This is a genomic window from Streptomyces sp. NPDC001902 (assembly GCF_042891295.1).
Taxonomy (GTDB): Bacteria; Actinomycetota; Actinomycetes; order Streptomycetales; family Streptomycetaceae; genus Actinacidiphila.
The window spans coordinates 167,538-179,095 of the sequence record NZ_JBIATA010000019.1 but is presented as its reverse complement, the minus strand read 5'-3'; the positions used below and the strand labels follow the sequence as shown (position 1 = coordinate 179,095).

Annotated in this window: 9 protein-coding genes; 5 read left to right on the top strand and 4 right to left on the bottom strand. The window is 74.2% G+C overall.

Going from position 1 to position 11,558, the window contains the following annotated elements; translation table 11 throughout:
• From ACFYYN_RS28140 to ptsP, 3 genes are all read left to right on the top strand, one after another.
• A partial coding sequence (locus ACFYYN_RS28140) for a hypothetical protein (protein WP_500547991.1) occupies positions 1–227 on the top strand: 227 nt, incomplete at its 5' end.
• Between the two features lie 162 nt (positions 228–389).
• Complete coding sequence (locus ACFYYN_RS28135; protein WP_499510571.1) at positions 390–839, top strand: PTS sugar transporter subunit IIA; 450 nt, start codon at positions 390–392, stop codon at positions 837–839.
• A gap of 80 nt (positions 840–919) precedes the next feature.
• Entirely contained in the window at positions 920–2,590 is a 1,671-nt protein-coding gene (ptsP, locus tag ACFYYN_RS28130) for a phosphoenolpyruvate--protein phosphotransferase (protein ID WP_500547990.1), read from the top strand.
• 73 nt (positions 2,591–2,663) lie between these two features.
• Here the strand turns inward: ptsP and ACFYYN_RS28125 are convergent, their stop codons facing one another.
• Together ACFYYN_RS28125 and ACFYYN_RS28120 are read right to left on the bottom strand one after the other, a co-directional pair.
• Positions 2,664–3,596 (bottom strand): DUF8829 domain-containing protein, encoded by a 933-nt coding sequence (locus ACFYYN_RS28125; RefSeq protein WP_500547989.1) that lies wholly within the window; start codon positions 3,594–3,596, stop codon positions 2,664–2,666.
• A 31-nt stretch (positions 3,597–3,627) separates the two neighbouring features.
• Positions 3,628–4,977: an MFS transporter gene (locus ACFYYN_RS28120; RefSeq protein WP_500547988.1), complete on the bottom strand. Its 1,350-nt coding sequence runs from the start codon at positions 4,975–4,977 to the stop codon at positions 3,628–3,630.
• A 47-nt stretch (positions 4,978–5,024) separates the two neighbouring features.
• Between ACFYYN_RS28120 and ACFYYN_RS28115 the strand changes: the two genes are divergently transcribed.
• On the top strand, positions 5,025–6,344 hold the full coding sequence (locus ACFYYN_RS28115; protein ID WP_500547987.1) for an aminotransferase class I/II-fold pyridoxal phosphate-dependent enzyme: 1,320 nt from the start codon (positions 5,025–5,027) through the stop codon (positions 6,342–6,344).
• Between the two features lie 33 nt (positions 6,345–6,377).
• On the opposite strand, the gene ACFYYN_RS28110 is transcribed toward ACFYYN_RS28115, so the two are convergent.
• A complete protein-coding gene (locus ACFYYN_RS28110) occupies positions 6,378–8,393 on the bottom strand; it encodes an acetoacetate--CoA ligase (RefSeq protein ID WP_500547986.1) in 2,016 nt (671 codons plus the stop codon).
• Positions 8,394–8,613: 220 nt separating this feature from the next.
• On the opposite strand from ACFYYN_RS28110, the gene ACFYYN_RS28105 reads away from it, so the two are divergent.
• Positions 8,614–10,968 carry a glycoside hydrolase family 31 protein gene (locus tag ACFYYN_RS28105; protein ID WP_500547985.1) on the top strand — a complete coding sequence of 785 codons (2,355 nt, stop codon included), beginning with the start codon at positions 8,614–8,616 and terminating at the stop codon, positions 10,966–10,968.
• Between the two features lie 47 nt (positions 10,969–11,015).
• On the opposite strand, the gene ACFYYN_RS28100 is transcribed toward ACFYYN_RS28105, so the two are convergent.
• Entirely contained in the window at positions 11,016–11,525 is a 510-nt protein-coding gene (locus tag ACFYYN_RS28100) for an NUDIX domain-containing protein (protein ID WP_500547984.1), read from the bottom strand.
• Positions 11,526–11,558 lie beyond the last annotated feature (33 nt).

The following is an 11,558-nucleotide window of genomic DNA, read 5'->3' as shown; positions in this document are numbered from 1 at the left end:
TGGCGTTGACTTTTGGCACGCTGTTGAGTTCTCAAGGAACGGAAGCTTCCTTCGAGACCGTTTCACCGGCCCCTCCGGGCTTTCCCTTCGTTGTCACCAGCTTATCAGACTCTTTCGGGCCCGATTCCCGCCGGCGGGGATTTCCTGCTTTTGCGTTTCTGCCTTTCGGCTTTCGCGCTCCCCGACTTTATCAGATGCTTTCCGTCGGATTTACCGCACCGCTGTGAGCACGCACGTCTCCGTGGCGTTCTCGTCGCGGGGGTTGACCCAACGTACTGGAGGCGCCCGGTCGGAGCAAATCGGGGGGTGGCGTGCGGTGGCGTGGTGTGCCGGGCCTCAAGGGGGTGGCAGACTTGAGTGGTCTGGACCACTTGCTTGGAGGCTTCCTCATGACGACTGTCTCGTCGCCCCTGACCGGGCGCGTCATCGGTCTGGCCGCGGTGCCCGACCCCGTGTTCTCCGGTGCCATGGTGGGGCCCGGCACGGCGATCGACCCCGTGCGCGAGCCGTCGGTGGCCGTGTCCCCGGTGGACGGTGTGGTCGTGTCCCTGCACGCGCACGCGTTCGTCGTGGTGGACGCGGACGGGCACGGGGTGCTGACCCATCTCGGCATCGACACGGTGCAGCTGAACGGCGAGGGCTTCGAGGTGCTCGTCAACAAGGGCGACACCGTGGTGCGCGGCCAGGAGATGGTGCGCTGGGACCCCGCGGCGGTCGAGGCCGCCGGCAAGTCCCCGGTGTGCCCGGTGGTGGCGCTTGAGGCGGCGGCCGAGGCGCTGACCGGTCTCGTCGAGGACGGAGAGGTGACCGCCGGGGCCACTCTGTTCTCCTGGACGTAGCCTTCTCGGCAAGGCCACTCCCGACGCATACACACAGGCAACGCGGTCGCGAGCGTCCGCGACGACCGGAGACGGGTGAGATGGAGACAACGCTGCGAGGCGTCGGTGTCAGCCACGGCGTGGCGATCGGCGAGGTACGGCACATGGGGACCGCGGTCCTCGAGCCTCCGGCCAAGCAGATTCCGGCTGACGAGGCCCCGCGGGAGCAGGCCCGGGCACGTCAGGCGGTCGAGGCGGTGGCCAACGACCTGATCGCGCGCGGCAACCTCGCCGGCGGCGAGGCGCAGGCGGTGCTGGAGGCCCAGGCGCTGATGGCGCAGGACCCCGAGCTGATGGCCGACGTGGAGCGCCGTATCGCGGTGGGCAGCTCGGCGGAGCGCGCGGTGTACGACGCGTTCGCCTCCTACCGTGCGCTGCTCGCCAACGCGGGCGAGTACCTGGCGGGGCGCGTCGCGGACCTCGACGACGTCCGCAACCGGATCGTGGCGCGGCTGCTCGGGGTGCCGATGCCCGGTGTCCCGGACAGCGACGAGCCGTACGTGCTGATCGCGCGGGACCTGGCGCCGGCCGACACCGCGTTGCTGGACCCGTCGCTGGTGCTCGGCTTCGTGACCGAGGAGGGCGGGCCGACCAGCCACAGCGCGATCCTCGCGCGTGCGCTGGGGGTGCCGGCCGTGGTGGCGCTGCCGGGTGCCACGGAGCTGGCCGAGGGGACGGTCATCGCCGTGGACGGCAGCACCGGCGACATCTACGTCGACCCGGACAAGGACCGGCGGGCCGAGCTGGCGAAGGCCGCGGAGGAACGCAGGGCTGCGCTCGCCGCGACCTCGGGGCCGGGTGCCACGTCGGACGGGCACAAGGTGCCTCTGCTGGCGAACGTCGGCGGTCCCGCGGACGTCGAGGCGGCCGTGAAGGCCGGCGCGGAGGGCGTGGGTCTGTTCCGCACGGAGTTCCTCTTCCTGGACGACTCCCGCAACGCGCCGTCGGAGGAGAAGCAGGTCGAGGCGTACCGGCAGGTGCTGGAGGCCTTCCCCGAGGGCCGGGTCGTGGTCCGGGTGCTGGACGCGGGTGCCGACAAGCCGCTGGAGTTCCTGACGCCCGCGGACGAGCCGAACCCGGCGCTGGGCGTGCGGGGCCTGCGGACGCTGCTCGCCCACCCCGATGTGCTGCACACGCAGCTGCGGGCGCTCGCCAGGGCCGCCGAGGGCCTGCCGGTATACCTCGAGGTCATGGCACCGATGGTGGCGGACCGCATCGACGCCAAGGCGTTCGCGGACGCGTGCCGGGAGGCCGGGCTGCACGCGAAGTTCGGCGCGATGGTGGAGATCCCGTCGGCTGCCCTGCGGGCACGGTCGATCCTGCAGGAGGTCGAGTTCCTCTCGCTGGGGACGAACGACCTGGCGCAGTACACCTTCGCGGCGGACCGGCAGGTCGGTTCGGTCTCGCGGCTGCAGGATCCGTGGCAGCCGGCGCTGCTGGACCTGGTGTCCGCGGCGGCCGAGGCCGCGCGGGCCGAGGGCAAGAGCTGCGGTGTGTGCGGTGAGGCGGCCTCCGATCCGCTGCTGGCGTGCGTGCTGACGGGTCTGGGCGTGACGAGCCTGTCGATGGGCGCGGCGTCGATCCCCTACGTGCGGGCGACGCTGGCGAAGTACACCCTGGCGCAGTGCGAGCGGGCGGCGGCGGCCGCCCGGGCGACCGACACGGCCGACGAGGCGCGGCGCGCGGCGCAGGCGGTGCTGTCCGGGGAGTGATCGCTTCCCGTCCTCCCGAGGGGCGTCCCACCGGTGGTGGGGCGCCCCTCGGCGTTCGCGGGTTGCGCCGTGCTCAGTCGTCCTCCGGCGGCGGGAGGACGAATCCCGGGCGGTGGACGACACCGGGCTCCGGGGGCACGGGGTCTCCGGACTCGGCGTCGGTGCAGTAGGCGTTGAAGACCTGTGCCTCGGTGAGGGGTTGGAGCCAGCCGTCGCGCAACGTCCAGCCGCGGACTTCGTCCGGGCGGTCGGGCGGGGGCTGGCCAGTGCCCGTGCCGCTGCGCAGGACGAGACCGCCGGGGCTGTCCTCGGCGAGCCCGGCGGCGATGACGGTGCAGCAGACCAGGGCCTCGGCCTCGACGAGGTGGACCATGCCCTGCTCGTCGCAGCGGGCGTGCAGGGCGGCGAGCAGTGTGGTGCCCTCGGCGGGCACGCTGCACACGAGGTGATGGTGGCCGGGCCCCGCGGCTTCGAGGAGGCGCATCAGGGCCTGGGAGGCGCGGTCGAAGGAGGTGCGGGCGAGGTCGTCGCCGCAGCCGGCGCAGTCCCCGGCGCGGGCCAGGATGCCGGAGGCCCGTTCCCAGGTGGCCTGGCGGCCCGCCTCGTACTCGAGCTCGGTGACGAGGTGTTCCAGGGGCTGTCCCGCGTAGGGGACGGTGGGGCCAGCCGTGGTGACGTCGGCGGCGTACCGCGTGCGGGAGCGTGAGCTGTCGGGGTCGTGGCCGGTGTCGGCGCAGTACTCGGCGTACTCGGCCGGGTCGAAGGGCCCGACGCGGACGTGGATGCCACGGGAGGCGAGCGACCGCAGCAGGCCCTCGATCTGCCGCAGGTAGCTCGCGTGGTCGTCGAAGGTGAAACTGCGGTAGCCGCGCATGGCGGCGAAGTCGGCGGGGTCGGTGAGGACGGCGACGGTGGTCGGTGACTCGCGGCGCAGCGTGCGGCGGCCGGTCCTCGCGGTGCGGCGGGCGGGGCGGCTGCTCTGCTTGCGGTGCTTGGTGTGTGCCATGACGGCTCCCCCTCGGTACGGCGGTCAACTGTCACTCACCGTAATCGCCGCCACTGACAGTGACCGTCCCGCCGGGGACGGCGTGGGCCTTCGGCGCCGCCGGCCCGGGGCGTTCGGCTGCGTCCAGCCGGTCCAGGCGGCGGCGCACGAGCGTGCGCTGGCCGACGGAGACGGCGGCGAGGCCTGCGCCGAGGCCCAGCCAGCCGAGCGGGCCCGCGGCCATGACGGCGGAGGTGAGCAGGACCGGGCCCGCCGAGCGCTGGGCCGACTGTGCGAGTCCGTGGACGCCGAGGTACGCGCCCTGGGACCGGCCGGGAGCGAGGGCGAGGGACAACTCCCAGGAGATCGCGGCGTGGACGATCTCCGCTGCGGTGAAGGCCGTGGCGGCGACGACGAGGGCGACGACCGCGGTCCCCGTCGAGTCCACGGCCGAGACGGCCATGGCGCCGCCCGCGACGAGGAAGGCGACGCCGAGCAGCGGCAGCGAGGCGGCGGCCCTGCGGGGCTCGTCCCCGAGGCGGCTGAGGCGGACCTGGAAGAGCACGACGAGGACGTTGTTGAGCACGAAGAGCAGGGCGACGAGGCTGTGCGGGGCGACGGTCGCGGTGGCGATCCACAGGGGCAGGCCGATGTTGAGCGCCGTGTCGTCGAGGAACAGCAGGGTCTCGGTGGCGGTGTAGGCGAGGTATCCGCGGTCGCGCCATGGGCTGGTGGCCGGGGTCTTCGTCCGGGGCGGTTCCCCGCCGGCGGCGGCGGGCGCGCCGGCCACCACGCGCACGGGGGACGGCGGTTCTGCGCAGCGCAGGACGAGCAGGGCGGCGCCGGCGAAGGAGAGGGCGTCCCCGATGAGCATGGTGCGGTAGGCGGTGTCGGTGCCGATGGCCAGGGCGACGGCGGCGGCGAGACCGCCGATGCCGAAGCCGATGTTGACCACGGTGCGCTGGAGGGCCTGGTAGCGGACGCGGTCCGGGCCGGCGACGCGTGCGGCGTACAGCTTGGTGAGGACCGAGGCGGCGCGGTCGCCGAGGCTGCCGAGCGCGGCGATGGGCAGCAGGAGCCAGAGGGTGCCGGTGAGCAGGATGCCGAGGGCGGCCGCGGCGCGCAGGGCGTGGACGGCCGGGAGCAGCCGGGTGAGCGGCACGCGGTCCGCGACCCGGCCCGCGACGGGGGTGCCCGCGATGCCGACGGCACCGGCGACGCCGAGCAGGAGGCCGATCTCGTGCGGGGCGAGTCCGGCGACGTAGGTGTAGTAGAGAGCCGAAGTGCCGTACCAGAGACCGGATCCGGCCTTGTCGGTGAGGCTCACCCAGAGCATGCGGCGGCCGTCGCGGCCGCCCGGTACGAGGTCCTCGATGTCGCTGCGGCTGCGAGGGAATCGCATGCACTGCCCCCTTGACCCGAAGTTTGTATTGATACATACTTGTGAATGTGGCAGCACAATATGCGATCAGCGGTACGAACGCCAAGGGCATTGCCGCGTCCGTCGAACGGGGCGTGGCCGACGGGGCGTTGTCCCCCGGGGCCGCGCTCCCGCCGGTACGGACGCTGGCCGATCGCCTGGGAGTCAGTCCCGGCACGGTGGCGACCGCCTACAAGGAGCTCCGGCAGCGCGGGATCGTCGTCACGCGCGGACGCGGCGGCACTGTCGTCGCGCAGGCGCCGGCCGTGGCGTCCAGGAGGCCGCCGAAGGTGCCCGCCGGACTGCGGGACCTGGCGGGCGGCCACCCGGACCCGGCGTTCCTGCCGGAACTGCCACCGTCGGTGCAGGTGACGCCCGGGGCGCGCTCGCACCGGTCGGCTCCGCGCCTTCCCGAGCTGGAGGAGCTGACCCGCGCGTGGTTCGACCGCGACGGCGTGCCGGCGGACGACGTGACGTTCGCGCACAGCGCGCTCGACTGCCTCGGGCGGCTGCTCTCCGTCGAACTGCGGCCCGGCGACGCGGTGGCGATGGAGGATCCGGGCTACCACCATCTGCTCGACCTGGTGCCCGCGCTGGGACTGCGCATGCTGCCGGTCGCGGTCGACGACGAGGGCATGCGGCCCGAGGCGCTGCGCGACGCGCTGCGGGCCGGGGCGCGGGCGGTGGTGTGCAGTCCGCGCTCCCAGAACCCGTACGGCGGGTGCTTCTCGCCGGAGCGGCGGGACGAGCTGCTCGGCGTGGTGCGGGAGGCGCCCGACGTCCTCGTGGTCGAGAACGACCACGCCGCGGAGATCGCGGGCGTGCCGCTGCACAGCCTGACCTCAGGGGGGCTGCCGCGCTGGGTGCAGGTGCGCACGGTCACCAAGTACCTGGGCACGGACCTGCGGTGGGCGGCCCTCGCCTGCGACCCGACGACGCTGGCGCGGCACGACGGACGGCTGCTGCTGACCTCGGGGTGGATCAGCCATCTGCTGCAGGGGATGGCCGCCCGGCTGATGACGGACGCGGCGGCGCGGCTGCTGGTGGAGGCCGCCCGGGACGCGTACGCGGAGCGGCGGGAGGCACTCGTCGGCGAGCTGGGGCGGCTCGGGATCGCGGCGCACGGGGCGAGCGGGCTGAACGTGTGGGTGCCGGTGCGCGACGAGGCGGCGGTGGTGAACGGGCTTCGGTCGCGCGGGTGGTGGGTGGCCGCGGGGGCGAGGTTCCGGCTGGCGGCCGGGCCCGGCGTGCGCATCACGACCGCGGAGCTGCGGCCCGCGGACGCGCGGGTGCTGGCCGCCGACTTCGCCGGCGTGCTCGGGGAGTTCGGCGCGACGTACGGGGGGTGAGGGGGGCCGGGGCCGCCTCACCCCCGCGGGCGCTCAGCTGCGGGTGCGGGCCAGGTCCGCGTAGAACGTGAGCAGCCCCAGGTCGTCGACGGAGCCCGGGTTGACGGCCTTGTCCAGCGGCGTGCCCTGCAGCAGCTTCTTCACCGGGACCTCGATGCGCTTGCCGGTGAGGGTGTGCGGGATGCCGGGGACTGGGATGATCTCGTCGGGGACGTGGCGGGGGGAGAGCTGCTCGCGGATGGTGCGCTTGACCTTGTCGCGGAGGGCGTCGTCGAGCACGGCGCCCTCGGCGAGCTGGACGAACAGCGGCATCCAGTAACCGCCGTCGGGCTGCTCGACGCCGATGACGAGCGACTCGCGGATCTCCGGGAGCCGTTCGACGGCCTCGTAGATGTCCGCGGAGCCCATGCGGACGCCCTGGCGGTTGAGGGTGGAGTCGGAACGGCCATGGATGACCACCGTGCCGCGCGAGGTCAGGGTGATCCAGTCGCCGTGCCGCCAGACGCCCGGGAACATCTCGAAGTAACTGTCGTGGTAGCGGCTGCCGTCGGGGTCGTTCCAGAAGTGGATGGGCATCGACGGCATGGGGTTGGTGACGACCAGCTCGCCGACCTCGTCGGTGACCGGCTTGCCGTACGGGTCCCAGGCCTGCAGGTCGGTGCCGAGGCAGGGGGCCTGCAGCTCACCGATGTACACCGGCAGGGTCGGGACGCCGCCCGCGAAGCAGCTGCACACGTCGGTGCCGCCGCTGACCGAGGCGATCCACAGGTCCTCCTTGACCTCGTCGTGGAGCCAGCGGAAGCCGTCCGGCGGGAGCGGGGAGCCGGTGGTGGCCACGCACGTGACGGCCGACAGGTCGTGGTCGCGGCCGGGGTGGACGCCGGCCTTGCGGCAGGCGATGACGTACGCGGCGGAGGTGCCGAAGACGGTGGTGCCGGTGCGCTCGGCCACGCCCCACTGGGCGCCGGTGTCGGGGAAGCCGGGGCTGCCGTCGTACAGGACGATCGTGGAGCCCGCGAGCAGGCCGCCGACGAGGAAGTTCCACATCATCCAGCCGGTGGAGGTGTACCAGAAGAACCGGTCCCGCGGCCCGAGGTCGAGGTGGAGGCCGGTCTGCTTGAGGTGCTCCAGCAGGATGCCGCCCTGGGACTGGACGATGGCCTTGGGCAGGCCGGTGGTGCCGGAGGAGTAGAGCACCCACAGCGGGTGGTCGAAGGGGACCTGCTCGTACGCCGGCTCGGGGTCGCCGGAGACCAGGGACTCCCACTCCAGGGCGCCCTCCGGGGTGGGCGTGCCCAGCAGCGGGATGTGCACGACGGCGCGCAGCGAGGGCAGCTCGGCGCGCAGCTCGGCGACGACGCCGGTGCGGTCGTGTTCCTTGCCGCCGTAGCGGTAGCCGTCGACGGTGAACAGGACGACGGGCTCGACCTGCTGGAAGCGGTCCAGCACGCTGCGGGCGCCGAAGTCCGGGGCGCAGGAGGTCCACACGCCGCCGACGGCGGCGGTGGCGAGCAGGGCGACGACGGCCTGGGGGACGTTGGGCAGGTAGCCGCTGACCCGGTCGCCGGGGCGGACGCCGAGGGCGCGCAGCTCGTGGGCGAGGGAGGCGACCTGGCGGCGCAGCTCGGCCCAGCTGGTGGAGCCGATCTCGTGCCGCTCGTCGAGGTGGAGCAGGGCGGGCTCACCGGCCCGGGCGGCGTCGCCGGCGGGACGCAGGGCGTGCTCGGCGTAGTTGAGCGTGGCCCCGGGGAACCACTTCGCGCCGGGCATGGCGGCGTCGGCGAGGACGGTCTCGTACGGGGAGGAGAAGCGCACCTCGAACCACTCGACGACGGACCGCCAGAAGGCCCCGGGCTCGCGCACCGACCAGGCGTGCAGCGCGTGGTAGCCGGCGACGGGGTCGGCGGCGTCGGGGGCGGGCGCGCCGTGGTGCTCGGCGGCCCAGGCCTGGAAGCGCGTCACCTGGGCACCGGAGACTCGGTCCGGGCCGGGCTGCCACAGCGGCTGCTCGGTCGCCGGGTCGGCGGTGGGCTCAGGTGTGGTGCTCATGGGGCGGCTCCCGGACGGTACGCGACGCTGCGTGATGTGCGGCTGGACCCCGGCCGGGCGGAATGTCCCCGGTCGCGGCTGGGCAGGACGATGCCACGTGATCGTCTCCGGCGCCAGGGCACCCCCCACACATTCGGGGGTGGAAGCATGTGCCGGGCCGCCAGGTGGAAGGTGGCCGGCCGGCGGCGGGGCGGGCGGGAACGGTGAAAGGGTGGGCCTTATGGATGCTCGGGACCTGGTGCGACAGGTACGGCAGGTCGGATCGGCGAACGGGCTGAGGGCGGTGCGCGCGGCGTGGCGCCGGCAACGCACCGACGCGCGGGACCTCCCGCGGCGGGGGCCGGAGCGGGCGCGGGTGCCGGGGTCCGCCGAGGGCGCGGATCCGCTGCCGGGCGGAGGGGTGGTCCGCTTCGCCCGGTCGACCCTGCGGGTGCGGGTCGCGGCGGGCGGCGCGGTGTTCTGCGGCTGGGACGGTGCCGAGCCGGAGCCGTCGTACGCGCTGGACGGCGGCTGCCCCGACGCCGACACCCGGGCGGTCATCGAGCCCGACAAGGACGGCTGGCGGGTGGTGTCGGAGCGCATCACGGTGCTGGTCTCCCGGCACGGCGCGGTGGAGTTCCGCACGCCGGGAGGTCTGCTGCTGCGTCGTGACCTGCCGCCGCGCTGGTGGGACCCGGTGAACGCGGCGGAGGGCACGGAACCACGCTGGGTGCAGCGCTCGGAGACGCCGGCGGACGCGGACGTGTTCGGGCTCGGCGGGCGGGCTTCGGGGCCGCGGCTGGGCGAGGGCGCGTACCGGCTGTGGAACACCGACCCCGGCGGCGCCTTCGAGCCGGAGACCGATCCGCTGTACATCACCATGCCGCTGCAGCTGGTCGTCGCGGACGCGGGCAGCCATCTGGTCTTCCACGACAACACCTGGGACGGCCGGGTGACCCTGCGTGACGGCGAGGAGGGCGCGGGATCGGGCCACGACCGCCCCGGCGGCTGTGAGACGCGGATGGACGGCGGCCCGCTGCGCTACTGGGTGATCCCCGGCACTCCCGCGCGGATCCTGGCCTCCTGGACCGCGCTGACCGGCCGGCCCGCGCTGCCGCCGCGCTGGGCGCTGGGGTACCAGCACGCGCGGTGGGGCTTCGGTACGGCGGCGGAGGTACGGCGGGTCGCGGCGGGTTACCGCGAGCGCGAACTGCCGCTGTCCGCCCTGCACCTGGACATCGACCACTACGACGGCCACCGGGTCTTCACCGTCGACCGCGAGCACTTCCCCGACCTGCCCGCGCTCGCCGAGGAGTTGCGCGGGCACGGGGTGCGCCTGGTCTCGATCGTGGACCCGGCGGTCAAGTTGGAGCCGGGCAACCCGGTCCACGACAGCGGGGCGGCGGCCGACGCCTTCGTGCGCGACGCGCAGGGGCGTCCGGTGCGCGGCGTGGTGTGGCCGGGCGACGCCGTCTTCCCCGACTTCACCGACCCGCGGGTGCGCAAGTGGTGGGGCGGGCTCTACGCGGAGCGGCTCGCCCAGGGCTTCGCCGGGGTGTGGCACGACATGAACGAACCGGTGTCCTTCGCCGCGTTCGGCGACACCACCCTCCCCCGCTCCGCCCGGCACGCCCTGGAGGGCCGCGGCGGCGACCACCGCGAGGCGCACAACGTGTACGGGCTGACCATGGCGCGCGCCGGACACGAGGGGCTGCGTGAACTGCGCCCCGGCTCCCGGCCGTTCCTGTTCTCGCGCTCCGGCTGGGCGGGCATGCAGCGGTACGGCGGCACGTGGTCGGGCGACGTGTCGACGGGGTGGCCCGGGCTGCGTTCCTCGTTGTCGCTGGTGCTGGGGCTCGGCCTGTGCGGGGTGCCGTACTCGGGGCCCGACGTGGGCGGGTTCACCGGGAGCCCGTCGCCGGAGCTGTACCTGCGCTGGTTCCAGATGGCCGCGTACTTCCCGTTCTTCCGCACGCACTCGGCGATCCACGCCGGTCACCGCGAGCCGTGGGGCTTCGGGCCGCAGGTACTGGAGGCGGCCGGGGCGGCCATGCGCGGGCGGGAGCGGCTGATGCCGTACCTGTACACGCTGGCGCACACCGCGCGGCGTTCGGGCGCACCCTATGTGCGGCCGGTGTGGTGGGGCGATCCGGAGGACCGCAAGCTGCGTGCCTGCGGGGACGCCTTCCTGCTGGGGGACGCGCTGCTGGTGGCGCCGGTGCTGGAGCAGGGGGCGACGGAACGGGCGGTGCGGCTGCCGCGGGGCCTGTGGTACGACACCGCGACCGGGGAGGCGTACCAGGGGCCCGGGCAGGTGCTGTTGCCCGCGCCGCCGGAGCGCATCCCGGTGCTGGCCAGGGCCGGTGCCGTGGTGCCGGTGGCGGAGGAGGACGGCACCGTGACGCTGGAGGTGTGGACGCCCGCGCCCGGGCGCACCGGGGGCGGGATGCTGATCACCGACGCCGGGGACGGCTGGGCCGACCCGCGGGTGGAGCGCTTCGGCTCGCGGGTGGCGGACGGCGAGGTCGTCGTGGAGCGTGAGGAGCACGACGAGGTGGGGTACCGGGTGCGGGTGCGCGGCACGGCGGTGCAGTAGCCGCCGTTCGGTGGGCGGTTCGGTGGCGGCGGTTCGGTGGCGGCGGTTCAGTAGCGGCCGTCGAACCAGTTGCGCACCGCCTCGGTGTGCAACGGGAAGGCCAGTTCCGCTGGGGCGAGGAGGAGTTCCCGGCCGTCGGTCTCGTCGGTGACGACGGCGGGCGGGAGGTCCTCGACGGCACGCTCGGGCAGGAGGCCGAAGACCAGCAGGTGCCCGGTGTCGCCGCTGAGGGCGTCGGCGAGCCGTACCTCGCCCGCGGCCGCCTTGATGCCGGTCTCCTCGTCGAGTTCGCGGACGACGGCCTCCTGCCACGTCTCGCCGAGGTCCACGAAGCCGCCGGGAAGGGCGAGCAGTCCGCGCCGCGGCTCGATCGCCCGGCGCACGAGGAGCAGACCGGTGCCCTCGGCGGTGCGCACGGGCAGCAGGGCGACGGCGACCGGGAGCGGATTGCGGTACGTGATGCCGCCGCAGGCCGCGCAGGTGCGCGGCCAGCCCGCGCCGGGGGCGAACTCCGTACCGCAGTAGGAGCAGTGGCTGTCCTTCTGACGAGTGGTCACGCGCGGACTGTAGCGGACCGCGTCCGGGGGGAC